The 25,137-nt window shown below is 74.3% G+C and carries 21 protein-coding genes; 9 read left to right on the top strand and 12 right to left on the bottom strand.

Annotated features, from left to right (window positions below):
• Window positions 1-61: 61 nt before the first annotated feature.
• Both ACZCLJ_RS11275 and ACZCLJ_RS11270 read right to left on the bottom strand, forming a co-directional pair.
• A complete protein-coding gene (locus tag ACZCLJ_RS11275) occupies window positions 62-1,543 on the bottom strand; it encodes a flotillin family protein (protein WP_463103742.1) in 1,482 nt (493 codons plus the stop codon).
• Between the two features lie 123 nt (window positions 1,544-1,666).
• Window positions 1,667-2,137, bottom strand: a complete 471-nt coding sequence (locus ACZCLJ_RS11270) for an NfeD family protein (protein WP_463103741.1) — start codon at window positions 2,135-2,137, stop codon at window positions 1,667-1,669.
• Window positions 2,138-2,332: 195 nt separating this feature from the next.
• Between ACZCLJ_RS11270 and ACZCLJ_RS11265 the strand changes: the two genes are divergently transcribed.
• Window positions 2,333-3,250 (top strand): ABC transporter ATP-binding protein, encoded by a 918-nt coding sequence (locus tag ACZCLJ_RS11265; protein ID WP_251152181.1) that lies wholly within the window; start codon window positions 2,333-2,335, stop codon window positions 3,248-3,250.
• On the top strand, window positions 3,247-4,089 hold the full coding sequence (locus ACZCLJ_RS11260; RefSeq protein WP_251152182.1) for an ABC transporter permease: 843 nt from the start codon (window positions 3,247-3,249) through the stop codon (window positions 4,087-4,089). The genes ACZCLJ_RS11265 and ACZCLJ_RS11260 overlap by 4 nt, the downstream gene beginning before the upstream one ends.
• A gap of 15 nt (window positions 4,090-4,104) precedes the next feature.
• Here ACZCLJ_RS11260 and ACZCLJ_RS11255 read toward each other — a convergent pair whose 3' ends face one another.
• The 5 genes from ACZCLJ_RS11255 to ACZCLJ_RS11235 form a co-directional block, all read right to left on the bottom strand.
• Complete coding sequence (locus ACZCLJ_RS11255; protein WP_463103740.1) at window positions 4,105-5,802, bottom strand: RecQ family ATP-dependent DNA helicase; 1,698 nt, start codon at window positions 5,800-5,802, stop codon at window positions 4,105-4,107.
• Window positions 5,799-7,607, bottom strand: coding sequence for a pyruvate dehydrogenase (locus tag ACZCLJ_RS11250; RefSeq protein ID WP_463103739.1), 1,809 nt, complete (start codon window positions 7,605-7,607; stop codon window positions 5,799-5,801). The genes ACZCLJ_RS11255 and ACZCLJ_RS11250 overlap by 4 nt, the downstream gene beginning before the upstream one ends.
• A 138-nt stretch (window positions 7,608-7,745) precedes the next feature.
• Entirely contained in the window at window positions 7,746-9,155 is a 1,410-nt protein-coding gene (locus ACZCLJ_RS11245; protein ID WP_463103738.1) for an MFS transporter, read from the bottom strand.
• A gap of 119 nt (window positions 9,156-9,274) precedes the next feature.
• On the bottom strand, window positions 9,275-10,417 hold the full coding sequence (locus ACZCLJ_RS11240) for an NAD(P)/FAD-dependent oxidoreductase (protein WP_463103737.1): 1,143 nt from the start codon (window positions 10,415-10,417) through the stop codon (window positions 9,275-9,277).
• 24 nt (window positions 10,418-10,441) lie between these two features.
• Window positions 10,442-11,350, bottom strand: coding sequence for a class I SAM-dependent methyltransferase (locus ACZCLJ_RS11235; protein ID WP_463103736.1), 909 nt, complete (start codon window positions 11,348-11,350; stop codon window positions 10,442-10,444).
• 47 nt (window positions 11,351-11,397) lie between these two features.
• Between ACZCLJ_RS11235 and ACZCLJ_RS11230 the strand changes: the two genes are divergently transcribed.
• On the top strand, window positions 11,398-11,991 hold the full coding sequence (locus tag ACZCLJ_RS11230) for a helix-turn-helix domain-containing protein (protein ID WP_463103735.1): 594 nt from the start codon (window positions 11,398-11,400) through the stop codon (window positions 11,989-11,991).
• A gap of 160 nt (window positions 11,992-12,151) precedes the next feature.
• On the opposite strand, the gene ACZCLJ_RS11225 is transcribed toward ACZCLJ_RS11230, so the two are convergent.
• The gene (locus ACZCLJ_RS11225; RefSeq protein ID WP_353050455.1) at window positions 12,152-13,456 is read right to left on the bottom strand and encodes an MFS transporter; all 1,305 of its coding nucleotides are present in this window, start codon (window positions 13,454-13,456) and stop codon (window positions 12,152-12,154) included.
• Window positions 13,457-13,502: 46 nt separating this feature from the next.
• Between ACZCLJ_RS11225 and ACZCLJ_RS11220 the strand changes: the two genes are divergently transcribed.
• Window positions 13,503-13,802: a GNAT family N-acetyltransferase gene (locus ACZCLJ_RS11220; protein ID WP_463103734.1), complete on the top strand. Its 300-nt coding sequence runs from the start codon at window positions 13,503-13,505 to the stop codon at window positions 13,800-13,802.
• A gap of 96 nt (window positions 13,803-13,898) precedes the next feature.
• On the opposite strand, the gene ACZCLJ_RS11215 is transcribed toward ACZCLJ_RS11220, so the two are convergent.
• Window positions 13,899-14,627 carry a hypothetical protein gene (locus ACZCLJ_RS11215; protein WP_463103733.1) on the bottom strand — a complete coding sequence of 243 codons (729 nt, stop codon included), beginning with the start codon at window positions 14,625-14,627 and terminating at the stop codon, window positions 13,899-13,901.
• Window positions 14,628-14,845: 218 nt separating this feature from the next.
• On the opposite strand from ACZCLJ_RS11215, the gene ACZCLJ_RS11210 reads away from it, so the two are divergent.
• Together ACZCLJ_RS11210 and ACZCLJ_RS11205 are read left to right on the top strand one after the other, a co-directional pair.
• Window positions 14,846-16,795, top strand: coding sequence for an FAD-binding protein (locus tag ACZCLJ_RS11210; RefSeq protein ID WP_463103732.1), 1,950 nt, complete (start codon window positions 14,846-14,848; stop codon window positions 16,793-16,795).
• A complete protein-coding gene (locus ACZCLJ_RS11205) occupies window positions 16,792-17,634 on the top strand; it encodes a 2Fe-2S iron-sulfur cluster-binding protein (protein WP_463103731.1) in 843 nt (280 codons plus the stop codon). The genes ACZCLJ_RS11210 and ACZCLJ_RS11205 overlap by 4 nt, the downstream gene beginning before the upstream one ends.
• Window positions 17,635-17,728: 94 nt before the next feature.
• On the opposite strand, the gene pgm is transcribed toward ACZCLJ_RS11205, so the two are convergent.
• On the bottom strand, window positions 17,729-19,411 hold the full coding sequence (gene pgm / locus ACZCLJ_RS11200) for a phosphoglucomutase (alpha-D-glucose-1,6-bisphosphate-dependent) (RefSeq protein WP_463103730.1): 1,683 nt from the start codon (window positions 19,409-19,411) through the stop codon (window positions 17,729-17,731).
• A gap of 55 nt (window positions 19,412-19,466) precedes the next feature.
• Window positions 19,467-20,414, bottom strand: a complete 948-nt coding sequence (locus ACZCLJ_RS11195; protein WP_463103729.1) for a TetR/AcrR family transcriptional regulator — start codon at window positions 20,412-20,414, stop codon at window positions 19,467-19,469.
• A 134-nt stretch (window positions 20,415-20,548) separates the two neighbouring features.
• Here ACZCLJ_RS11195 and ACZCLJ_RS11190 point away from each other — a divergent pair, with 134 nt between their 5' ends.
• Both ACZCLJ_RS11190 and ACZCLJ_RS11185 read left to right on the top strand, forming a co-directional pair.
• Window positions 20,549-21,571: an ABC transporter ATP-binding protein gene (locus ACZCLJ_RS11190; protein ID WP_463103728.1), complete on the top strand. Its 1,023-nt coding sequence runs from the start codon at window positions 20,549-20,551 to the stop codon at window positions 21,569-21,571.
• A complete protein-coding gene (locus tag ACZCLJ_RS11185; protein WP_463103727.1) occupies window positions 21,571-22,428 on the top strand; it encodes an ABC transporter permease in 858 nt (285 codons plus the stop codon). Before ACZCLJ_RS11190 ends, ACZCLJ_RS11185 begins: the two co-directional genes overlap by 1 nt.
• A 4-nt stretch (window positions 22,429-22,432) precedes the next feature.
• On the opposite strand, the gene helR is transcribed toward ACZCLJ_RS11185, so the two are convergent.
• The gene (gene helR / locus ACZCLJ_RS11180) at window positions 22,433-24,619 is read right to left on the bottom strand and encodes an RNA polymerase recycling motor ATPase HelR (protein WP_463103726.1); all 2,187 of its coding nucleotides are present in this window, start codon (window positions 24,617-24,619) and stop codon (window positions 22,433-22,435) included.
• Window positions 24,620-24,753: 134 nt separating this feature from the next.
• Between helR and ACZCLJ_RS11175 the strand changes: the two genes are divergently transcribed.
• Entirely contained in the window at window positions 24,754-25,110 is a 357-nt protein-coding gene (locus ACZCLJ_RS11175) for a MazG nucleotide pyrophosphohydrolase domain-containing protein (protein WP_463103725.1), read from the top strand.
• Window positions 25,111-25,137: the final 27 nt, after the last annotated feature.

The following is a 25,137-nucleotide window of genomic DNA, read 5'->3' as shown; positions in this document are numbered from 1 at the left end:
GCACGACCGTGGCCCGCCCGGAAGGCCGGACGGGCCACGACTCGAAGGGGCGCGCGAGAGGTCAGACGCGCGTGCCGTTCGACTCCGACGTGGCGCCGGTGCCGGTGCCGGGCAGCGTGCTGCCTGCCAGGCCGGCGATGAGCTGGTTGATGTCGACGCCCGTGAGCTGCTTGATGACGCCCTGGCCCTCCCCGAGGACCGAGGCGACGTTCTTCGTGATCGCGGACGCGCCGTCGGTGGAGATGACGGTCATGCCCTGGATGTTGCCGATCGGCTCGGCCGCGGCGCGCACGATCTCGGGCAGGCGCTCGATGAGCTCCTGCACGAGGGCCGCCTCACCGTACTTCTTGAGCGCCTCGGCCTTGGCGTCGGTGGCGACCGCCTCGGCGCGTCCCTCGGCCTCGATCGCCGACGCGCGAGCCTCACCCTCGGCCTTGATACCGGCGGCCAGGGCGACCTGGCGGTCACGCTCGGCCTCACCGGCGCGGCGCACCGCGGCGGCGGACGCCTCGGCGTCCTGGATCGCCGCCGTCTTGTTCGCCTCGGCGATGACGGTGCGCTTGTAGGCCTCGGCCTCCGTGGACGCGTTCGCGGCGTCACGACGCGCGTTCGCCTCCTGGACCTCGGCGTACGCCTTGGCCTCGGCCGGCTTGCGGATCTCGATGTCGAGCCGCTCCTGCGTCACGCGGGCCTGCTCGGCGAGCGCCTCGCGCTCCTGCTGCGCGACGAGACGGTCCTGCTCGGCGCGGGCCAGCTGGCCGGCCGCGTCCGCCTCGGCGTTCGCGCGGTCGGTGTCGGCCTTGATGACGGCGCGCTTGAGGTCGAGCGCCTTCTGACGCTCGGCGATCTGCTCCGCCGCCTCGATGACCGCGAACTCCGACGCACGCTGCGCCTCGGCCTCGGAGACCTCGGCGACCTGGCGGGCGCGCGCGTTCTCGGCGCGGCCCAGGTTGGACAGGTAGTCCGACCCCGGCGTCGAGATGTCGGAGATGTTGAGCAGGTCGACCTGCAGGCCCTGCTCGGACAGGTCGGCCTTGGTGGACTCCACCACGCGGTCCGACAGGCCCTTGCGGTCCGAGATGATCTGCTCGATCGTCATGTCGCCGACGATGGAGCGCAGCGAGCCCTCGAGGGACTCCTTGATGATCTCGGTGAGCGTGCCCTGCTGGGACAGGAAGCGCTGGGCGGCACGCCGCACGCCCTCCTCGTCGCCGCGGACCTTGAAGTTGATCGACGCCTTGATGGCGATCTTGATGCGGTGCTTGTCCACGCCCTCGACGGTGATCCCGATCTGACGCTGCTCGAGCGAGATGGGGAAGCCCTGCTGGAGGATCGGCCAGACGAACGTGCGGCCGCCGACGATGACCTTCTGGCCGCTGCCGGTGGCCTCCTTGCGGCCCGCGCCGCGGCCCACGATGACGAGGGCCTCGTTCGGCGGGACGCGACGGATGCGCTTGCTGATGAAGATGATCACCGCGAAGAACGCGATGACCAGGGCGACGATCGCCAGGGTCGTGATGAGGTTGTTCGAGTCGTCCAGCATGGTCAGCGCCGGGGCGCGTCTCCTTCCGTTCGGGCGGTGGGCGTGCGGTGCGTGCGAAGGTTCGGGTGGCCCGTGCGGCGGTGCGGGCGGGCCGGGCGGCGGTGCAGCAGGTGCGGGACGACGTCAGTCGTTCGCGAAGTGCCGGCGCACGCGCACCTTGCTGCCGGACTGCTCGAGGACGACGACGCGCGCGCCCTCGGGGATGGGCTCCTCCGACCAGGCCAGCCGGCGCTCGAGCTCGTGCGCGGCGTCGAGCGACACCTCGCCGCGGGACGGGTCGATGGCCGTCGTCGCGGTGCCCTGCACGCCGACGAGCGACACGGGCGTCCCGTCCTCCGAGTCGCGCAGGTGCGTGACGAGGCGCTGGACGACGAGCACGACGACGACCGCGACGACGAGCGAGCCGACGTACGCGACCCACGTGGGCAGGCCGTTGGCCGTGACGATGACCCCGACGGACCCGAACACCACGCCCCCGACCCCCAGCGAGGTACCCGAGAGCGTCCCGTCACCCAGGTCGACGATCTCCCCGACCAGGAGTGAGAGGAGGAGCAGCGCGAGCGCAGCGATGCCGATGACGAGGAAGACGATCATTCGTGGTCCCTTGAGCGACGCGTGGAGTTGTCGTGAACGTGCGCACACCATACCGTGACGCGCGCGCGAGATCGGCCGTCCACAGGCACCCGGACATGGGGACCTCTCCCCGCGCCGGTTCGGCTCGCGGGCGGCGACCACGGATGTTTGAGTTCCACCCATGCGGACAGACCCTGCGCGACGCGAGATGCTCCGGTGATCGAGGTCGAGCACCTCACCAAGACCTACGGCGAGACGGTCGCCGTCGACGACCTGAGCTTCGTGGTGCGCACGGGCCGGGTGACCGGGCTGCTCGGCCCGAACGGCGCGGGCAAGTCGACGACGATGCGCATGATCCTGGGCCTGCACCGGCCGACGAGCGGGGTCGTCCGGATCGACGGGAAGCCGTTCGTCGACGACCCGGCGCCGCTCACGGCCGTCGGCGCCATGCTCGACGCCCACGCGGTGCACCCGGGCCGCACCGCGCGCACCCACCTGCGGTCGATCGCGCTCACGCACCGGCTGCCCTCCTCCCGCGTGGACGAGGTGCTGGAGACGACGGGACTGGCCGCGGTGGCCGGTCGTCGCATCGGCACGTTCTCGCTGGGGATGGGGCAGCGCCTGGGCATCGCCGCCGCGCTCCTGGGGCGCCCGCGCACGCTCGTGCTCGACGAGCCCGTGAACGGCCTCGACCCTGACGGCGTGCACTGGGTCCGCGAGCTCGTGCGCGCGCTCGCGGCGCAGGGCACGACGGTCCTCGTCTCGAGCCACCTCATGAGCGAGATGGCGCTCACGGCGGACGACGTCGTCGTCCTGGGCCGCGGACGGCTCGTCGCCAGCGGGACGGTCGAGGAGATCGTCGCGGCAGCAACGGGGGGCAGCGTCCGTGTCCGGACCGCGGAGGCGTCCGACGCGCTGGCCGCCGAGGTCCGTGCGTCCGGCGGCACGGTCGCGTCGACGGAGGAACGGGTGCTGACCGTGACCGGGCTGTCGAGCGACCAGGTCGGCGCGCTCGCGATGCGCACCGGCACGGTGCTCGCGGAGCTCGTCCCGCAGCACGTCTCGTTGGAGGACGCGTTCTTCGAGCTGACGAAGGACGCCGTCGAGTACTCGACCGACGGGGGCCCCCGATGACCGCACAGCCCGCACGGCCCGCGCCCCCGACGACGTCGCCGGCCACGTCGCCCGCCCCGCCCCCGACGAGCGCGCCGCGACTGGGGTTCGGCGGCCTCGTCGCGTCCGAGTCGCTCAAGGCGCGGGGCCTGCGGTCGACGTGGTGGCTCCTGTCCCTCGCCCTGCTCGTGCCGGTCCTCGTCGCGGTGATCACGGCGCTCACCGAGCGGTCGGACGTCACCGACGCCGACACCGCGCTCGCCGGTGCGGTCGGCGCGTTCACGGACACGAACTACCTCGGGCTCCTGCTCCTCGTCGTCCTCGGGACGATCGTGGGCACCACGGAGTACGAGCGCGGTGCCGTCCTCACCACGTTCGCCGTCGTGCCGCGCCGCGTGCCGGTCGTCCTCGCCAAGGCCGTGGTGGTCGCCGCGGCCGCCCTCGTGGCCTCGGTGGTCTCCGGCGTGGTGTCGTTCCTCGTCGCGGCCCTCGTGCTCGGTCACGGGTCAGCCGGAGGGATCACCGACCCGGTCGTGCTGCGCGTGCTCGCGGGCACGGCGTTCTACCAGGCCGCCGCGGCGGTGATCGCCCTCGCGTTCGGGCTCGTCGTCCGGTCCAGTGCCGGCGGCATCGCCGCGACCCTCGGCTTCCTCTACGTCGTGCCCGCGCTGCTGCAGGCGATCCCGGTCGACGCCGTCGGCCGCTTCGCCCGCTCGCTCCCGGGGCCGGAGGGCACGGTCCTGGAGCTCCCGAGCGGAGCCGACGGTGCGACGCTCACATGGAGCGTCGTCGCGATCGTGGTCTGGACGGCGGTCGTGGTGGCCGCTGCCTGCGTCGTCGTGCGCCGCCGGGACGTCTGACAAGAGGCCTCGGCCTCAGGCGGGCTCGAGCAGGCCGTGCTCGACGACCGCGCTGACGCTGAGCGTCCGGTAGCCGTGCGAGGCGAAGAGCACGGTCACGCGTTCGCCCTCGCCGTTCTCCTCGCCGGCGTCGTACCCCATGACCGTGCCGTCGCCGAACTCGGCGTGCCGCACCTGCGAGCCTGCGGGGAACGGCACCGTGTCGTCGACGACCCGTTCCGTCGCCGTGCCCGCCCAGCACGTGTCGCAGCGCCCGCAGGGCTCGGCGAGCTCCTCGCCGAGGTAGGCGAGGAGGAACTGGCGCCGGCACTGCGCGGTCTCGGCGTACGCGCGCATCATGTCGAGGCGCGAGTCGTCCACGCGGCGCCGGTCCTCGGCGAGCTCGACCGCGGCGTCGGCGACGTCGGCCGGTCGCGCGCCCGGGCCCAGCAGCGCGCGGGCGTCGGTCACGAGCGCGCGCAGGCGCGCCAGGCGGCGCGGGAGCCGGCCGCGCGGCGACGTGGCGTCACCGGCGCTCGTCCCGGGGGCCGGGTCGGCGGGACCAGCCGGGTCGTGCGCACCGCGCAGTGCGCGCGCCACCTCGAGCACGTCGCCGCGGTCCGGCACGCCGACTCGGAAGTAGCGCTGCAGCCCCAGGTCCTCCGGCCGGTGGAACAGGACAGCGACGGCGGGCTCGCCGTCGCGGCCCGCGCGACCCACCTCCTGGTAGTAGCCGTCCGGGGACCCGGGCACGTCGGCGTGCACGACGAACCGCACGTCCGGCTTGTCGATCCCCATGCCGAACGCCGACGTCGCGACGACGACGTCGACCTCGTCCTCGGTGAACCGGCGCTGGGCCTCCTCGCGCTCGGCACGGCGCATGCCGCCGTGGTAGGCGACGGCGCGCAGCGCCCGGCCGGTGCTCGGGTCGGCGAGGGCGTCGGCGAGCTCGGTGGTGTGGCGGCGGGTCGCGACGTACACGATGCCGATCCCCTTCTCCGCCTCCTCGCGCACGCGCTCCACGACCGCGCGCCGCTTGTCCGCGTCGTCGATCGCACGGACCACCTCGAGCGCGATGCCGGGGCGGGCGAACCCTCGGACGATCACCGCGGCGTCGCGCAGGTGCAGGCGGGCGGCGACGTCCTCGCGGACGGGTGGCGCCGCGGTCGCCGTGAGCGCGAGGACGCGCGGGCGCGGGTCGAGCGTGTCGATGCGCTCGCCGAGCCGCAGGTACTCCGGCCGGAAGTCGTGGCCCCACACGGAGACGCAGTGCGCCTCGTCCACGGCCACGAGGCTCGGTCGCGCGGCGCGGACGGCGTCGAGCACCTCGGCGTTGGCGAGCTGCTCGGGCGACAGGAAGAGGAAGTCGAGCTCCCCGGCGGCTGCCGCCTCGAGCGCGGCGCGCCGCTCGGCGGCGGGCACGGCGGAGCTCACCGCCGCGGCCGCCGCCTCCCCGTCCCCGAGCTCGAGCAGCGAGCGCACCTGGTCATGCTGGAGGGCGATGAGGGGTGAGACGACGAGCGTCGGCCCGGGCAGCTCGAGGCCCGGCAGCTGGTAGACCGCGGACTTCCCGGCGCCCGTGGGCAGGACGAGGAGGACGTCGTGACCGTCGAGGAGCGCGGAGATCGCCTCGGCCTGGCCCGGCCGCAGCCGCTCCCACCCGAACACCTCGCGCGCCGTGGTCCGTACCTCGGCGAGGGTCGGCGCGCCCGGCGCCGTGGCGCCCTCCGTCACGGGCGCGGGACGTTGCGCAGGTTCGCCCGCGCCATCGACACGACCTCGCCCATCCCTCCGCCGAGGACCTCCTTGCTCATCGCGGCGGCGAACCCGCGGACCTGGCCCGCGGTGATGTTCGGGGGGATCGACAGCGCGCGCGGGTCGGTGACGACGTCGACGAGCGCCGGACCGGGGCGGTGCAGCGCGTCCTCCAGGGCGCGCCGCAGGTCGCGGGGATGCTCCACGCGGACCGCGGGGATACCGATCGCGTTCGCCACGGCCGCGTAGTCGACCTGCGGCGACTCGGTGCCGAACATCGGCAGGCCGTCGACGAGCATCTCGAGCCGCACCATCCCGAGACTGGCGTTGTCGAACAGGACGACCTTCACGGGCAGGTCGTACTGCCGCAGCGTGACGAGCTCGCCGAGGAGCATCGAGAGACCGCCGTCGCCCGCCATCGCGACGACCTGCCGGTCGTGTCCGGCCTCGCGCGTCGCCGCCGCGGCGCCGATCGCGTGGGGCAGCGCGTTGGCCATCGAGCCGTGGAGGAACGAGCCGACGATGCGGCGTCGGCCGTTCGGCGTGATGTACCGGGCGGCCCAGACGTTGCACATGCCCGTGTCGACGGTGAAGACGGCGTCGTCCGCGGCGACCTGGTCGAGGACGTCGGCGACGTACTCGGGGTGGATGGGGGTCGTGCGCTCGACCTTCTTCGTGTACGCACCGACGACTCCGCTCATCGCCTTCTCGTGCTTGCCCACCATCTTGTCGAGGAACGTGCGCGACCGCGCCTTCCTCACGAGCGGGAGCAGCATCCGCACGGTCTCGCCGACGTCGCCGACGACCGCGAGGTCGAGCCGCGTGCGACGACCGAGCCGCGTGGGCTCGACGTCGACCTGTGCGGTCCGGACCTCGGCCGGCAGGAACTGGTCGTACGGGAAGTCCGTGCCGAGCAGGAGCAGCAGGTCGCAGTCGTGCATGGCGTCGAACGCGGCGCCGTAGCCGAGCAGGCCCGACATGCCGACGTCGAACGGGTTGTCGTACTGGATGAACTCCTTGCCGCGCAGCGAGTGGCCCACGGGCGCGGCGATCTTGTCGGCGAGCGCGATGACGTCGTCGCGCGCGTCCCGCACGCCCGCGCCGGCGAAGATCGTCACCTTCTTCGCGGCGTCGATCGCGTCGGCGAGCTCCTGGACCGACCGCACGTCCGGGACGATGCGCGGGCGCGGGGGCCGGCATGCGACGTCCGGTACCGCGGCCGGGGCGTCGAGATCGGCGACGTCTCCCGGGAGCGTGAGGACCGCGACGCCCGGGGCGCCGAACGCGTGGTGGATCGCCGAGTTGATGACGCGCGGCGCCTGCTCGGCGCTCGAGATCATCTCCGAGTACACGGAGCACTCGGTGAAGAGCCGGTCGGGGTGCGTCTCCTGGAAGAAGCCCGTGCCGATCTGCTTGCTCGGGATGTGGCTCGCGATGGCCAGCACCGGCACGCGCGACCGGTTGGCGTCGTAGAGGCCGTTGATGAGGTGGAGGTTGCCGGGGCCGCACGAGCCCGCGCACACGGCGAGCTCGCCCGTGACCTCGGCCTCGGCGGCCGCCGCGAACGCCGCGGCCTCCTCGTGCCGCACGTGCACCCACTCGATGCCCTTGCCCGCGTTGTCGCCGGTGTTGGACCGGTGCACGGCGTCGACGACGGGGTTGAGGCTGTCGCCGACGATGCCGTAGATCCGGCGCACCCCCGCCTCGATGAGCTGCGCGACGAGCAGGTCCGCGACCGTGCGGTCGCGCTTGTCCTGCGGGGGGCGGCCGATTCCGAACGGCATGACGTACCTCCACGGGTGGGGACGGGTCGTCCTCCATCCTGCGTCGGGCGGCGGTCGGTCGCAGGGCGAGCCCGCGGCGGTCGGCCCGGGCCGGTACGACCGTGTCCCGGCGCTCGACGTCGTGGTCGGTGCCGCACGTCAGCGTGCACCCGGCGGTGCGACGCGGAGCAGCACCACCGCCAGCAGGGCCCCCAGCGCCGCCACGCCGGCCAGGGCCAGCAGTGCGAGCTCGAAACCCTCGGTCAGCGCGGAGTCCGACGGCGGACCGGCGGACCGGCGCGTCGCGTAGCCCACGGCGACCGCCGAGGCGAGCGCCGCACCGGTCGTCGTCCCGATCGCGAACGACGTCTCCTCCAGACCTGCGGCCAGTCCGGCGTCGCGCTCCTCCGTACCGGCCAGCGCGGCGATCTGGCCCGCGACGAAGGCCGCGCCCAGTCCGGCCCCGAAGACGGTGAGTCCCGGGAGAAGGTCCACCGGCACGCCTGCGGGCGAGAGCCGGCTCAGCAGCACGCACGCGATCGCCAGCAGGCCCAGGCCCGCGGTGGCCACGAGCCGGAACCCCGAGCGGGTGACCAGGTGCTGCCCGACCATCACCGCGAGCACGGAGGCGACGGTCATGGTCGCCGTCGTCAGCCCGAACTGGATCGCCGAGAACCCGAGCACCTGCTGCGCGTACAGGGTCACGACGATCAGCAGTCCGTCGACCGCGATGCCCGCGATCACGACGACCAGGTTGCCGCCGGCCCGGGTGCGCGAGGAGAGGACCCGCAGGGGTACCAGGGGTGCCGGGCTACGACGCTCGACCGCGACGAACGCGGCTGCCGCCACCACGGCACCCGCAGCCAACGTCGCCGCGGCGACACCCGGCCCGTCCTCGGCGACCCGGAACAACGCCAGGAGCATCAGCGTCAGCGCGGCGGTGATCGTCACCGCACCCGCGACGTCCGGACGCTGCCCGCCCGCAGAGCCCTCGGGCAGCAGCACCCGGCAGAGCGACAGCACCACGAGGCAGACGGGGAGGTTGGTGAGGAAGATCCACTCCCAGCCCGGCCCGTCGGTCAGCACGCCACCCAGCAGGAGACCGGCCGACGCGCCGGCCCCGCCGAGCCCGCCCCAGATCCCCAGGGCCTTGTTGCGGTCGGGGCCGTCGGGAAAGACCTGCATCACGATCGACAGCCCCGCAGGCGTCATCACCGCAGCGCCCACTCCCTGGACCACACGGGCGGCGATGAGCACCTCGCTCGACCAGGCCAGGCCGCACGCCACCGACGACACCGCGAAGACGCCCACCGAGGCCATGAACACCCGGCGCCGTCCGAGGAGGTCGGCCAGCCGCCCACCCAGCAGCAGCAGCCCACCGATCGCCACCCCGTAGGCGGTGACCACCCATTGCGCCTGGGCAGGGGCGAAGCCGAGGTCGACGGCGATCACCGGTAGCGCCGCATACACGCTGGTCGAGTCGAGCACCCCCATGAACATGGCCATGCACACCACGGCCAGCGCCCACCACCGCCGCGTCACCGTCCTCGGGCGACCCACGCTCACCATCACGCCTCCTCGGCAGCCTGCCGGAACCCTCGTGGGTGCGTCGGCGCTGAAGAGGTAGATGCCCGCCGGCCCCCGGACTCATCGGGACGCGGGCGAAGACGTCGGGCGGCCGGTCCCGCTCAGGCGAGCCCGTGCGCGCGGACGCCCGCCACGAGCGCAGCGACCTCGGCCTCCCGGTGCGCCGAGAACGGCGACCGACGGCGCTCGACGGCCCGCTCGGCGTCCTCCGTGACGAGCTCGGCGTTGAGCTGCGCGCCGGCCATCACGCCGGCCGCGGCCGACGCGCCGACCATCGCCGACAGGTCGCTCGTGTTGCCCGCGGCCCACACGCCCGGCACCGCCGTCGCGCCGCGGGCGTCGACCGGGACGAACCGCCCACCCATCGGGTGCTCCTCGAGCTCGCCGCCGAGCTGCTCGAACAGCTCTCCGCGCGCGACGAAGCGCGGCGCGACCGCGACCGCGTCGACGGCGAACGTCGTGCCGTCCTCGAGCACGACGCCGCGGAGCGAGCCGCCGGCCGCGCCGTCCTGTCCTGCCGGTCGGGTACCCGGACCGCCCACGTCGAGGCGTGCGACCCGCCCCTCGACCACGCGCACGCCGAGGGCCGCGAGCTTCTCCCACGCCGCGTCGTCGGGCTCGGGTGCGGTGTGGAGGAAGAGCGTGACGTCGTCGCTCAGCTGGCGCAGCAGCAGCACCTGGTGCACCGCGTTCGGCCCCGTGCCGAGGACGCCGATGCGGCGACCGCGCACCTCGTAGCCGTGGCAGTACGGGCAGTGGATGACGTCCCGGCCCCACAGCTCCCGCACGCCCGGGACGTCGGGCAGCTCGTCGACGAGGCCGGCGGCGAGCAGCACCCGCCGGGCGCGGACCGTCGTCGGCGCCCGGCCGTCGACGGAGCCCGGCGCGTCCGTGCGGTCCGCGCCGGCAGCGCCGGCAGCGCCGGCAGCGCCGGCAGTGGCGAGCGGCGCGACGTCGAGGGCGAACCCGTCTCCCTCCCTGCGCACGGCGACGACGCGGCCGGGCCGGACCTGCGCGCCGTACGACGCCGCCTCGCGCCGCCCGGCGGCGAGCAGCTCGCGGGGCGGGACGCCCTCGCGCCCGAGCAGGTTGTGCGCGCCCTCGGCGGGCGCGTTGCGGGGTTCGCCCGCGTCGATCACGACGACGGAGCGCAGCGAGCGGGCGAGCGTCACCGCGGCGGACAGCCCGGCGGGTCCGCCACCGACGATCGCGACGTCGTGGGTGGGGAGCGAGGTGGTGGTCATGGGGTCTCCTCAGCAGGGATCGGGTCAGCGGGAGGGGCGGCGCGCCGCCCAGAGGATGCGGCCGCTGCGGGCCGTCGGCTCGTCGCCGGGGGGCTCGGGATCGGTGCCCGACGCCGTGCGCTCGGGCCGGTCGAGGAAGGCGGCGATCGCGGCGACGTCCTCGGGCGGGAGGTGCGGCGCGAGGTGGTCGCGCTGGCGCTCGAGGGCCGTGCGCACCCAGCGCGTGGCGTCGGGTCCGGTCGCCGGTGACGACTCGAGCTCGACGCGCTCCACGAGCCGGAACCCGGCGCGCTGGAGGTGGGGCGTCCAGTCGGGGTACTGGTTCCACCCGGCGTGCGTCATCGCCTCGGCGAGGCGGCCGGCGAGGCCCTCGCGTCCGACGGACCGCGGCAGGACGGGCGTCGTCCCGGTCATCTCGACGACCGCGACCAGCCCGCCGGGGGCGAGCGCGGCGTAGGCGTCGCGCAGGACGCGGTCGGGGTCCGTGACGTGGTGCATCGACGCGGACGCCCACACGAGGTCGGCCTCGCCGGTCGCGGGCCACCCGTCGTCCAGGTCGGCCTCGACGGTGCGGACCCGCTCGCCGACCCCCGCGCCGTCGGCGGCGGCGCGCAGGCGGCCGAGCATCACGGACGACGAGTCGACGGCGACGACCTGCGCGTCCGGGAGGGCCTTCGCGAGCGCGAGCGTCCCGGTCCCGGTGCCCGCGCCGAGGTCGACGACGGTCCGGGTGGGCGACGGCGCGAGGGCCGCGACGCGCGCGACGACGTCGGCGAGGAGGTCCGCGAAGACCACGGCGTCGAGCTCGAGGATCTCGGCGCACGCGTCGTCGTCGGGGCGGGCACCTCCGTGGGCGCCTTCATGGGCACCGACGTGGGCATGGCCGTGGTGACCTGAAGCATGGTCGTGGTGGTGGTGGTCGTGCGACGTCATGCCACCACGGTAGGCCGGATCTGCGCAGGAGACATAGACTCTTGCGCATGACGCAAGAAGTCGACCTCGACGCCGTCGTCCGGCAGCGCATCCGCGGGCTGCGCCTCGCGCGCGGCTGGACGCTCGACGCGCTCGCGGCCCGGTGCTACCTCAGCCCGTCGACGCTGAGCCGCATCGAGACGGGGGGTCGCCGCATCGCGCTCGACCAGCTCGTGCCCATCGCCCGCGCGCTCGGCACGACGCTCGACCAGCTCGTCGAGCCGGTCGACGACGAGGACGTCGTGATCCGCCCCGAGCCCAGCCGGCACGAGGGCGTCACGACGTGGCTCCTGTCGCGCGAGCGCGCGGGGAGCACCGTCGCGAAGATGCGCATCACGCCCGAGCGGCCGGTCGGTCCCGAGCACCAGCGCGTGCACCCCGGCCACGAGTGGTTCACCGTGCTCTCCGGGACCGCGTGCCTCTACCTCGGCGAGCGCCGCGTGCTCGTCCAGGCCGGGCAGGCCGCGGAGTTCTCGACGATGGTCCCGCACTCGTTCGGCGCGCACGACGGCCCGGTCGAGATCCTCACGATCTTCGACCACGACGGCGAGCGCGCCCACCTGCGGGACGACCGGCCCGGCGCGACGCCGCCGACCGGCTGAGGGACCGCCGTCGGGCACCTGCCGAACCCGGGGTTGCACGGCAACGTCCCGTGCCGAACCCCGGGACTTGTGTCGTTCGGGCCGTTCAAGGGCGCACAACCCGGGGTTCGGCAGGAGCGGTGACCGACGGCGCACCGGTGGCCCGACGGCGCGAGGCGCGTCAGGGTGCCGGCGCGACGTCCTCCCGCGCGGCGCTGCGCCGCAGCGACCGGACTGCCGCGAGCGCCAGCACGACCGCGAGCAGCGCCGCCGCGACGACGACCTCGAACCCGGCGTGCGCGCCTGCCGCGTCGATCCGCGTCCCGGCCACGGACGACCCGATCGACACGCCCACGCCGAGCGACGTCCCGACCCACGCGAGACCCTCGGTGAGCTGGTTCGGGGCGACGAGGTTCTGGACGAGCCCGTTGCCGTTGATGAGCGTCGGCGCGATGGCGAAGCCGGTCACGAACATCACCGCCGCGAGCACGGGCAGCGACGTGACGAAGAAGAACAGGCTCACGCCGACGCCGAGGCCGACGATCCCGAGCACGAAACGCCGCCACAACGGCGACACCCAGTGCCGGGCGCCGTAGAACAGCCCGGACAGCAGCGAGCCGGACGCGAAGACCGCGAGGATCAGCCCGGCGGCGCCCTGCTGCCCCTGCTCCTCGGCGAACGCGATCGTGGACACGTCGGTGGCGCCGAACACGATGCCCATCGCGACGAAGATCACGGCGAGCACGACCATCCCCGTCGACCGCATGGCCGACCGCTGCTTGACGCCCGGCTCCGGCACGACGACGGGCGGCTCCGTCCCGCGCTGCGAGAGGAACCACAGCCCGCCCACGACGGCCGCGACGAGCGGCACGAGCAGCCCGGCGGACGGGAACACGGTCGTCGCGAGGATCGTGGCGAGCACGGGGCCCACGACGAACACGAGCTCGTCGAGCGCGGACTCGAGGGAGTAGGCGGTGTGCAGGCGCCGGGGGTCGTCGAGCACCCCGGTCCACCGGGCACGGACCATCGACCCGTACGAGCCCTGCGTCCCGCCGGCGATCGCGGCGAAGACGTAGAGCGTCCACTCGGGCGTGCCGAGCACCGCGCACAGGATGAGCCCCCCGAGCCCGAGGGTCGTCGCCGCCAGCAGGGGCAGCATGACCTTCCGCTGGCCGACGCGGTCGACAAGTCGCGCGATCTGCGGCGAGAAGATCGCCTGCACCACGATGAGCACCGCCGCGACGCGGCCGGCGAGCGCGTACTCGCCGTAGATCCCCTGGATCATGAGGATCGTGCCGATGCCGACCATGGACATCGGCAGGCGCGCCACGAGCGCGGCGGCGGAGAAGCGCCAGGCGCCGGGAACGGTCAGGACCGCCCGGTAGGGGTTGCGCGACGCCGGGGCCTCGGGGGCCGCGACGCCGCGCTCGTCACTGGGGTCGTCGTCCTCCGGTCCGGCCGGGGAGAGCGGGGGATCCTGCACCACCGTCCCAGTGTCGCACCGGGTGCTCGCATCGTGGACGATGGGCGCCATGAGCCAGGACACAGACCCGCAGACGATCGACGTCGTCGACGCCGGCGACCGCTTCGAGGCCCGCACCCCGGACGGCGTCGTCGCCGGGTTCGCCGAGTACGTGCGCGAGCCGGGGCGGGTGATCTTCACGCACACCGAGGTCGACCCGGCGTTCGAGGGCCGGGGCGTCGGGTCGGCGCTCGTCGTCGGCGCGCTCGACCAGGTCCGCGCGTCGGGCGAGCGCGTCGTGCCGCTGTGCCCGTTCGTCAAGGCCTACATCGCGCGCCACCCCGCGTACGAGGACCTCACGCGCCGCTGAGCCCCGACGCACGACGGCGCGGGTGCGGTCGTGCCGCACCCGCGCCGTCGCGCTCGTCCCCGGGCCTGCCGCAGCGCGGACGGCCCGGTCGGACGGTCAGGAGATCGTGCCGGTCCCCGAGCCCTCGAGGCGCTCGTCGTGCAGGAGCTCGCCCTCGGCGTCGACCGGTGTGATGACGGACTCGAACGTGATCGGCGACCCGGGCTGGTACGGGAAGTTCTCGCCGTACGAGTAGGTCTGGTCCGTGCCGAGCGTGTACACCGACGGCTCGCGGTAGGCCCCGTCCGCCATGCCGTTCCGGTTGACGCCCTGCGCGTCGGTGAGGTCGAAGTCCGTGACGGAGTCCATGCCCTGCATGTAGGGCCAGTCGTCGTAGCGCGCGCTCGTGTTGACGAGGCTCGAGCCGAGGTCGATCGGCTCGCCCTCGTTCGTCACGACGTAGTTGACGAAGACGATGTCGTCCCCCACGGCGATGATCGGCTCGTTCTTCTCCGGGTCGACGAAGTTCCCGGTCTTCGTCGCCGGGACGACGCTCACCTGGTAGACGTCGACGCGCACGTCGCCGACGGTGTAGGTCGAGATCTGCTCGCCCGGGTTCTTGAGGGGGTTCGCCCAGTCGGGCTGCTCGCCGTCGCTCGCGGGCGCCGCGTCCTCCTCGGCCCCCTCGGTCTCGTCGTCCGCCGGCTCGGCCTCCGTCTCGGCCGACTCCTCGACGGCCGGGGCGCTGGTCTCCGCGGGCTGGTCCCCGCCGTCGGAGCAGGCTGCGAGGCCGAGGACGAGAGCGGACGCGACAGCGAGGTGGGCGGCGGTACGGGCAGGGCGCATGAGGACTCCGGGCTCGTCGGGTGGGATTCCCGGCGACCGTACGTGGACGCGGCGCGCGCAGCGATGGGGACCGGTGCCCATCCAGCCCGGCGGTACCGAGGACCTTCGCCTGTTGCGCAAGATTCCGCGAGGCACGAGCCTTCCGGTATGACCCACGTCACGTCCGTCCCCCCGGTCCGACGGCCCGCTGTGCGAGACAGGGCCGGAGGGCCCGTCCGGTGACGCGGCTGCGGGTCGAGCACGCGGACGTCGTCGTGGTCGGCGGCGGCGCGGCCGGTCTCAGCGCGGCGCTCGCGATCGCGGAGGCGGCCGCCCGCGAGGCGACGGCCGACGAGACCACCCGGACCCCCGTCGTCGCACTCGTGTCGAAGGTGTACCCGATGCGCTCGCACACCGTCGCGGCCGAGGGCGGCGCCGCGGGCGTCGTCGGGGACGACGACTCGCTGGAGCAGCACGTCGCCGACACCCTCGCGGGCGGCGCGGGGCTGTGCGAGGAGGACGCGGTGCGGTTCGTCGTCGAGCGCGCGGCCGGCGAGCTGTGGCGGCTCGAACGCTGGGGCATGCCCTGGAGCCGCGGCGACGACGGGAACGTCGCGATCCGCCGGTTCGGCGGGATGAGCCGCGCGCGCACGTGGTTCGCCGCCGACCGCACCGGGTTCCACCTGCTGCACACGCTCTTCCAGACGTCGCTGCGCCACTCGGGCGACGCCGGACCGATCCGCCGCTACGACGAGCACCACGTCCTCGACCTCGTGGTCACGGGTGAGGTCGTGGGCGACGGCGGGCCGGCCGCCGCGGGCGGCTCGCCAGGCGCGCAGGTGCGCGGCGTCGTCGTGCACGACCAGCACCGCGGCGAGCCGTTGCTCCTCGCCGCGCCCGCGGTGGTCCTCGCGACCGGCGGCGCGGCGCGCGCGTGGGGGACGAGCACGAACGCGGGGATCGTCACGGGCGACGGCATGGCGATGGCGCTGCGCGCGGGCGTCCCGCTGCGCGACCTCGAGCTCCTCCAGTTCCACCCGACAGGCCTGCCCGGCAGCGGCATCCTGCTCACCGAAGCGGTGCGCGGCGAGGGCGGCGTGCTGCTCGACGCCGACGGCAAGCGGTACCTCGCCGACTACGGCCTCGGCCCCGAGACGCCCGTCGGGTCACCCGTGCCCCGCACGATGGAGCTCGGCCCGCGCGACCGGCTGTCGCAGGCGTTCTGGCACGCGGACCGCGACGGTCGCACGATCCCCTCGCCCGACGGCGGCGTCGTGCTCCTCGACCTGCGCCACCTCGGCCGCGAGCGCATCGCCGAGCGGCTGCCGCTCGTGGCGAGCCTCGCGAAGCAGTTCGCGGGCGTGGACCCCGCGCTCGAGCCGGTCCCCGTCCGCCCGACGGCGCACTACACGATGGGCGGTGTCCGCACCGACGCGCGGGGTGCGACGGAGATCGGCGGGCTGTTCGCCGCGGGGGAGTGCGCGTCGACCGGGCTGCACGGCGCCAACCGGCTCGGGTCGAACTCGCTCGTGGAGACGCTCGTCGTGGGACGCGCGGCCGGCGAGCAGGCGCTCAGGTGGTCGCGCGAGCGCGCCGTCGCGGGCGGGCGCGTGACCGGCGGTGCTGCGGCCGCCGGTGCGGGGGTCGGCCCCGGGAGCGTCGCGGCGGACGTCGTCGACCGCGCCGCGGAGGTCGCGGACCGTCACCTCGCGATGCGGGGTCGCGGCACCGAGCCTCCTGCCGCGATCCGCGCGGAGCTGGGCCGCGTGCTCGACGCGGACGCCGGGATCTACCGCGACGCCGACGGGCTGCGGCGGGCGCTCGCGGCGGTCGAGGAGCTGCGCGCACGCTACGACGACGTCCGCGTCGCCGACACGGGCGCGGTGCTCAACACCGACTGGGCGACGACGGTCGAGCTCGGCGCGACGCTGCTCGTGGCCCATGTCGCGGTCGCGGCGGCGCTCGCGCGCGAGGAGTCGCGTGGCGCGCACCAGCGCCTGGACTTCCCCGGCACCGACGACGTCCCGCGCCACTCGCTCGCGGCGCTCGACGCCGGCGGCGGGGTGCGGATCACGCACGCGCCCGTGGGTGGACGGCCGTCGTCCGGCGCCGAGCACGACCTCACGGACGGAAAGAGCGCGAGAACGACCGTCAGGTCGTTCTCGGCGGCAGAGGGAGCGGGCTCGTGAGCGAGACGGGGAGCACGGTGCGGCTCGAGGTGGCGCGTCAGGACCCCGACGGCGCAGCACGGCGCGACGTGTTCGACGTCCCGTTCGACGACCGCACGTCCGTGCTCGACGCGCTGCAGTGGGTCAAGGACCACGCCGACCCGACGCTGACGTTCCGGTGGTCGTGCAAGATGGCGGTCTGCGGGTCGTGCGGCGTCATGGTCAACGGCCGCCCGGTGCTCGGGTGCGAGACGTTCGTGCGCGGCTACCGCACGTCGGGCCTCGTCGTGGAGCCGCTGGCGCATGCCGAGGTGCTGCGCGACCTCGTCGTCGACACCGACACGTTCCTCGGCAAGCTGGCCGCGGTGAAGCCCTGGCTCGTGCCCGACGGCGCGACGCGGCTCCCGCTCGCCGGCCCGGCGGGGGAGGCCCTCGCCCTGGGCGCGGACCCGGGTCCGGGTGCGCACGACCCGGCCCCGGACCCAGGCGACGACGCGCTGCGGGCGCACGGGCCGGCGTCGGGCAGCGTCCAGGCGCCGGGAGCGCTCGCCGCGTTCCGGGACTTCGCGCAGTGCATCGACTGCATGCTCTGCTACGCGGCGTGCCCGCAGCTCGAGCCGGCGCCCGACTTCCTCGGCCCGGCGGTCGTCGCGACCGCCCGGCGGTGGGACGAGGACTCGCGCGACGGCGGCGAGCTGGACCGCGCCGACGTCCTCGACACGGAGAACGGCGTCTGGCCCTGCATCCAGGTGGGTGCGTGCACGCAGGTGTGCCCGAAGGGCGTGGACCCGGCGCGCGCGCTGCGGGACGCGCAGCGTGTCGCGACCGAGACCTGGGACGCCCGTCAGGCGCCGCGCTAGGTCTCCGGTCCTCGCCGAGGGAGAAGCTCCGGTCGCGAGGTAGGACGCCGGGGGTTCTCCCTCGCGACCGGAGCCTCTACCTCGCGACCGGGAGTCAGCTGCCGAGCGCGGCCGAGACGACGTCCTTCGCCTCGGCCTGGACCTGCGCCAGGTGCTCCTCCGACACGAACGACTCGGCGTAGATCTTGTAGACGTTCTCCGTGCCCGACGGCCGCGCCGCGAACCAGGCGTTCTCGGTCGTCACCTTGAGGCCGCCGATCGCCGCGTCGTTGCCCGGTGCGCTCGTGAGCTTCGCGGTGATCTGCTCGCCCGCGAGCTCGGTCGCGGTGACCTGCTCGGGCGAGAGCTTGCCGAGCGTCGCCTTCTCCTCGAGCGTCGCGGGCGCGTCGACGCGCGCGTACCAGGACTCGCCGTATCGCGCGACGAGCTCGCGGTGGTGCTCCGACGGCGACTTCCCGGTCGTCGCGATGATCTCCGACGCGAGCAGCGCGAGCAGCAGGCCGTCCTTGTCGGTCGACCAGACGCGGCCGTCCTTGCGCAGGAACGACGCCCCGGCGGACTCCTCGCCGCCGAACCCGACCGAGCCGTCGAGCAGCCCGGGCACGAACCACTTGAAGCCGACCGGCACCTCGATCAGCCGGCGCCCGAGCCCGCCCGCCACACGGTCGATGAGCGCCGACGACACGAGCGTCTTGCCGATCGCCGCGTCGTCGCGCCACCCGCCCCGGGCGCCGCCGTACAGGTACTCGATCGCGACGGCGAGGTAGTGGTTCGGGTTCATGAGACCGGCGTCGGGCGTGACGATGCCGTGGCGGTCGGAGTCGGCGTCGTTGCCCGTCGCGACGTCGAACGGCGCCTCCTCGCCCGTGCCCGTCATCCCCGCGACGAGCGACGCCATCGCGTACGGCGACGAGCAGTCCATGCGGATCTTGCCGTCCCAGTCGAGCGTCATGAACGACCAGCGCGGGTCGACCTGCGGGTTCACGACGGTCAGGTCGAGCCCGTACCGCTCGCCGATCTCGCCCCAGTACTCGACCGACGCGCCGCCCAGCGGGTCCGCGCCGATGCGCACGCCCGCCGCGCGGATCGCCTCGAGGTCGAGGACGTTCACGAGGTCGTCGACGTACGTCGTGAGGAAGTCGTGCTTGTGGACGTGCTCCGACTCCAGCGCCTGCGTCAGCGCGACGCGGGGGACCGCCCCGACGCCGGTGCGCAGGATCTCGTTCGCGCGGTCCGCGATCCAGCCGGTGGCCTCGGAGCCGGCCGGCCCGCCGTGCGGCGGGTTGTACTTGAAGCCGCCGTCGCGCGGCGGGTTGTGCGACGGCGTGACGACGATGCCGTCCGCGAGGCCGGGGCCCGTGGTCCGCACGCCCTCGGACGTCCCGGCGCCGTTGTGCAGGAGGATCGACTGCGAGACGGCAGGGGTGGGCGTGAAGGAGTCCCGCGCGTCGACGAGGGTGGTCACGCCCGCGGCGACGAGCACCTCGAGCGCCGTCTGCCACGCGGGGAGCGACAGGGCGTGCGTGTCGCGGCCGATGTACAGCGGCCCGTCCGTGCCCTGCGACCGCCGGTACTCCACGATCGCCGCCGTGATCGCGACGATGTGGGCCTCGTTGAACGCGTGGTCGAGGCTCGACCCGCGGTGGCCCGACGTGCCGAACACGACCTTCTGCGCGGGGTCGTCGACGTCGGGGGACAGGTCGTAGTAGGCGCCGACCACGGCGTCGACGTCGATGAGGTCGCTGGGCTGGGCGGGGGTGCCGGCGCGGGGGTCCATGGGTCGATCCTGCCAGGGGTGGCGGTCCCCCGTCAGCCGGGACGGGAAGGCCGTCTCAGCGACCGGCGTTCGCCCGGTCGATCGCCATCTCGACGGCGTCGAGCAGGCGGTCGAGGCTCGCGTCGAACGGGCCCTGCGGGGCGTCGAACCCGCCCGCGACGTAGACGCGCGTCATGGTGGGGTAGCGCTCGACGTCGAACCAGTCCTCCCAGAACGAGCTGAGCGTCGTCCAGTACTCGTCGCTGCCGTCCTGCTCGGACGACTCGGCGATCGTCGCGCGCGCCAGCCCCTGCACGTAGTTGTCCACCAGGCCGAGCGTCTCCACGACCTGGATCTCGCCGAGGCCGGTGTCGACGATCGTGCGCAGACCGGCCTCCTGGGCGTCGAGCACGTGCGGGGCGAGGGGCGCGCGCCACATGTTGGTCTGCAGGATCCACGGGTGGCGCAGGTAGAGGTGCCACATCTCGTGCGCGTACTGCGCGAGCGCCCGACGCCACGGGTCGCCGGCGGCAGGCAGGTCGAGCTCGGAGTAGGCCCGGTCGATCATGAGGTCGACGAGCTCCGTGCGCCCGGGGACGTACGTGTAGAGCGACATCGCGCCGACGCCCAGCTCGGTCGCGACGCGGCGCATCGAGAGCGCGTCGAGCCCGCCCTCCTGCGCGACGGCGATCCCGGCCCGCACGACGTCGTCGAGCGTGAGTCGTGGCTTGCGTCCCCGGGTCGCGGGGGAGGGCGGGTCCCACAGGAGCGTGAGCCGGCGCGTGACCTCGGGCGTGCGCACGACCTCGGCGATCCCGGCGCGTGCGTGCTCGGCGGCGGCGACCGCGCTCGGCACCCCGGCCTCGGCGGCCGCGACGACGCCGCGCGGCCGGTCCTGGGTCCCGTCCCCGCCGGCCTCGGCGGGCCCGTCGGACCCGGCCGGCCCGGCAGGGCTGCCCGGGACGGGCGGGGTGCTCGACGGCGCGTCGGAGCTCGTGCGTTCCTCGGTGCGGTCGGTCGTCACGTGCGCATCCTCCCCCGACTTCCTCTCGTGGGCCGCCTCGGTACGTGTCCGCAAGCAAGGCTTGCCTTTTCCCGTACACCGTATGCTAGCGTGGTCGGGTCAATTTCGGTACGGCGTACGAAAGGGTGGCTCCGGTGATCCGAGCCCGTGGCCTGACCAAGACCTTCCACCGCAAGAAAGAGGTCGTCGAAGCCGTCAGGGCGATCGACGTCGACGTCCGCGAGGGCGAGCTCGTCGCCTTCCTCGGTCCCAACGGGGCCGGCAAGTCCACCACCCTGAGGATGCTCACGAGCCTCCTCGAACCGACCGCCGGCTCGGCCGAGGTCGCCGGGTTCGACGTCGTGCGCCACCCCGCGCACGTGCGCTCGCGCATCGGCTTCATCGGGCAGGGCAACGGGGGCGGCTACTCCTACCGCGTGCTCGACGAGCTGCACAACCAGGGCCGCTTCTACGGCCTGCCTCCCGCCGAGTACTCGCGGCGGGCGGCCGACCTCCTCGAGGCCCTCGACCTGGGCGGGCTCGAGAAGCGGACCGTGCAGTCGCTGTCCGGTGGTCAGCGACGGCGCCTCGACGTCGCGCTGGGCCTCATGAACCACCCGCCGCTGCTGTTCCTCGACGAGCCGACGACGGGGCTCGACCCGCACGCGCGCGCCAACCTCTGGGAGCACATCCGGGCGATGCGCGAGCGGTACGGCATGACGATCGTCCTCACGACGCACTACCTCGACGAGGCCGACGACATGGCCGAGCGCGTCGTCGTCATCGACCACGGCGACATCATCGCCGACGCCACCCCGGACGACCTCAAGCGCGACCACGCGGACGACCTCATCACGCTCACCGTGAGCCCGTTCCCGGGCGACGGGCCGGGGCAGGGTGCGCCCGCGTCGTCGGGCACGGCGGGCGTGCCCGACGACGTCGCCCGGGTCCGCGCGGCCCTCGCCGAGGACGCGGAGCGGGCGGAGGTGACGCCCGGCGCGGACGGCGGTCTCGCCGTGCGGATCTCCACGACGCACGGTGCCGACCGGCTGCCCGAGGCGATCGAGACGCTGCGCGTCGGCGGGTTCGCCGTGCGGTCGGCGGAGCTCCGGCAGGCGAGCCTCGACGACGTGTTCCTCAACCTCACCGGACGCAGCCTGCGAGAGGAGGCGGCGTGATGACGGCCAGGACCGACGTGTCAGGAGCACGGACCACCGGGGTGACCTCCGGCCCTGACGCCACCCTGCGGACGGGGGCCGCGAAGTTCTTCGCCGACACCTGGGCCGTGTTCACGCGCGAGATCCTCCTCGTGCTGCGCGACCCGTTCACCCTCATCTTCTCGCTCCTGCAGCCGCTGATCTTCCTCGGGCTGTTCGGGCCGCTGCTGACCGGCGCGGTCGGCGGGTCGTTCGGGGGAGCGGAGGGCGCGAGCACCGCGGACACGCTGCAGTGGTTCGTGCCCGGCGTGATCGTCATGATCTCGCTGTTCGGCACGTCCATGAGCGGGTCCAACCTGCTCTACGAGATGATGACCGGCTCCTACGAGCGGGTCCTCGCGACGCCGCTCGACCGGTCGGCGATCCTCGTGGGCCGCGCGCTCAAGGAGTTCGCGCCGCTCGTCGTGCAGGGGCTGCTCATCGCGCTCGTGTGCGTGCCGTTCGGGTTCACCCTGTACCCGCTGCACCTGCTCGTCGGGCTCGCGCTGCTGGGCCTGTTCGGCATCGGTGTCGGCGCGCTGTCCATCGCGCTCGCGCTCGCGGCGAAGAACCGTGAGTGGCTGTTCTGGGGCGTGCAGCAGTCGCTGCTCTTCCCGCTGCTGATCCTCTCCGGGATGATGCTGCCGCTCGAGGCCGGCCCGGCGTGGATGCGCACGGCCGCGCTGTTCAACCCCCTCACGTACATCGTCGACGCCGAGCGCGCGCTGCTCGCCGGCCGGTTCGCCGACACGGACGTGCTGTGGGGCTTCGTCGCCGCGGCGGTGACGTGCGCCGTCGGGCTGTGGGTCGGCATCCGGCGCACGCGGCGCACGGTCTGACCGCTCAGCGGCTCGTGAGCACCACGAGCCGCTGGGTCGCGCGCGTCATGGCGACGTAGCGGTCGACGGCACCCTCGATCCCGGAGCCGAACGCCTCCGGGTCCACGAGGACGACGAGGTCGAACTCGAGCCCCTTCGCCAGCTCGGGCGTGAGCGAGCGGACGCGGGGCGTCGCGACGAACGTCGGGTCGCCGATCACGCACGCGGTGCCCTCGGCGTGCTCGGCGAGCCAGCCGTCGAGGATCGCGTCGCGCTCCGTGGCCGGTGCGTGCCGGACCGGCACCCCGGTGCTCCGGACCGACGTCGGCACGTTGGCGTCCGGGAGCGCCGCGCGGATCACCGGCGCGGCCTCCGCCATGACCTCCTCCGGCGTGCGGTAGTTGATGCTCAGCGACGCCACCTCGACGCGGTCGAGACCGACGCGCCCGAGGCGCTCCTCCCACGACCCGGCGAACCCGTGCCGTGCCTGGGCCCGGTCGCCGACGACCGTCAGGCTCCGCGACGGGCAGCGGTCGAGCAGCATGCGCCACTCCGCGTCGGTCAGCTCCTGCGCCTCGTCGACCACGACGTGCGCGTACGGGCCGGCGAGCAGGCCGGGGTCCGCCGGCGGAGCCGAGTCGTCCACGAGCGAGTCCTGCAGGTCCTGCCCGCGCAGCATCGACATGACGAGCAGCTCGGAGTCGTCGGCGGCGACGAGGTCGTCCACCACGTCGGCCATGCGCCGCCGCTCCTCCACGACGGCCGCCTCGCGCCGACGCCGACGTCTCGACGCCTCGGGGTCGCCGAGCCGCCGCCGGGCGGCGTCGAGCAGGGGCAGGTCGGAGACGGTCCACGCCTCGGGCTCGTCCCGCTGGAGCGTCCGCACCTCGTCGGACGTGAGCCACGGGGCGCACAGCCGCAGGTAGGCCGGGACCGACCACAGGTCGGCCACGAGGTCGGTCGCCTCGATCAGCGGCCAGGCCCGGTTGAACGCCGCGCCCAGCTCGCGGTCCTGCGCGAGCGCGCGGCGGACCTGTTCCGCGGCGGCGCCACCGCCGTCGGCCGACTCGTCACCGGGCTCGTCGCCGTCCCCGTCTCCGATCTTGTCGACGAGGATGCCGAGGAGAGCGTCCCAGACGTCGTCGCGCGCCTCGTTGTGCGGCGTCCCGGGCTCGGGGGCCTCGAAGGCCTCGGCCCAGTCGGCGGTGCTGACCCAGACGTCGCCCCACGGGGTCTCGACCTCCATGCCCTCGCCGGGCGGCCGCTCGGAGAACGCGACGGCCGGCTCGATCGCCCGCACGAGCTCGACGGAGGCCTTGAGCCGAGCGACCTCGGGGTCGGTCTCCGGCACGGCGCTCGCACCCTCGGGGACGAGGTCGCGCAGCGTGCAGGTCTGCACGCCCTCCTCGCCGAGGCTGGGCAGGACGTCGGCGACGTAGGCGAGGTAGGGCTGGTGCGGGCCGACGAACAGCACCCCACCGCGGCGGTGGCCGAGGCGCGGGTCGGAGTACAGCAGGTACGCGGTGCGGTGCAGGGCCACGACGGTCTTGCCTGTGCCCGGGCCGCCGTCGACGACGAGCGCGCCCCGCGACCCCGCCCGGACGATCGCGTCCTGGTCGGCCTGGATCGTGCCGAGCACGTCGCGCATCCGGGGCGACCGGCTGCTGCCGAGGCTCGCCACGAAGGCGGACTGGTCGTCGAGCGCGACGCTCCCCTCGAGGCCGTCGGGCGTGAACACCTCGTCCCAGTAGTCGCTCACGCGGCCGCGGGTCCAGCGGTAGCGGCGGCGGCTCGCGAGGCCCATCGGGTCGGCGTGGGTCGCCCCGAAGAACGGCTCGGCCACCGGCGACCGCCAGTCGACGAGCAGCCGGCGGTCCGCGCCGTCGGTGAGGCCGAGGCGCCCGACGTAGACGGGCTCGGAACCGTCGGCCGGGACCATGCGGCCGAGGCAGAGGTCGAGCCCGAACCGGCGCAGCGTGCGCAGGCGCGCGCTCAGGCGGTGGACCTCCTGGTCGCGGTCCAGCGCCGCCTGGCCGTGGCCGCCCGGGGCGCGGCGCGCGGCGTCGAGGCGCACGGTGAGGTCGGCGACCTGCTCCTCGAGGGTCGCCGCGATCCGTGCGAGGTGCTGCTCGTCGTCGGCGACCAGGGCCGGGTCGCCCTTGTGCGAGAGGCGGTCGGGAAGGTCGAAGGCGCTCGTGGCGAGAGGGTTCACGGGGCTCCTTGCGTCGTGGCGTGAGCCGTCAGTCTGGGTGCCGAGGGGGGCCTTGCCACAAGACCCCCCGTGCGCTATACGTTGAGAACGGAGGGGTTCGCGCGACGTCGTCCGCGCGGTGGTTCACTGGACCGGTGCCCGACGACGCGCCGCTCGCCCTCCCTCTCACCCTCCCCGGCCTCACCGACCGCGTCGAGGACGTCTCCGCCCTCTACGCGCGGAAGTTCGGCATCGACCGCGACGCCGACTGGTTCGCGCTCAAGCTCACGGAGGAGGTCGGCGAGCTCGTGCAGGCGTTCCTCGCCGTCACGGGTCGCACCCGGCCGCGGCCAGCGGGCGAGCCCGTGCCCGACGGCGCACGGCGGGCCCTCGCGGACGAGGTCGCCGACGTCCTCGCGCACCTCCTGCTGCTCGCCCGCTCCCAGGGCGTCGACGTCGAGGCGGCGGTGCGGCGCAAGTGGCTCGCCTGGGAGTCGGAATTCGATGGTTGAGCCGTCTGCCGCGCCTCTAGGGTGGCG

It is taken from the genome of Cellulosimicrobium sp. So1_17 (genome assembly GCF_055181235.1).
This window is presented reverse-complemented; position numbering and strand designations above follow the sequence as displayed.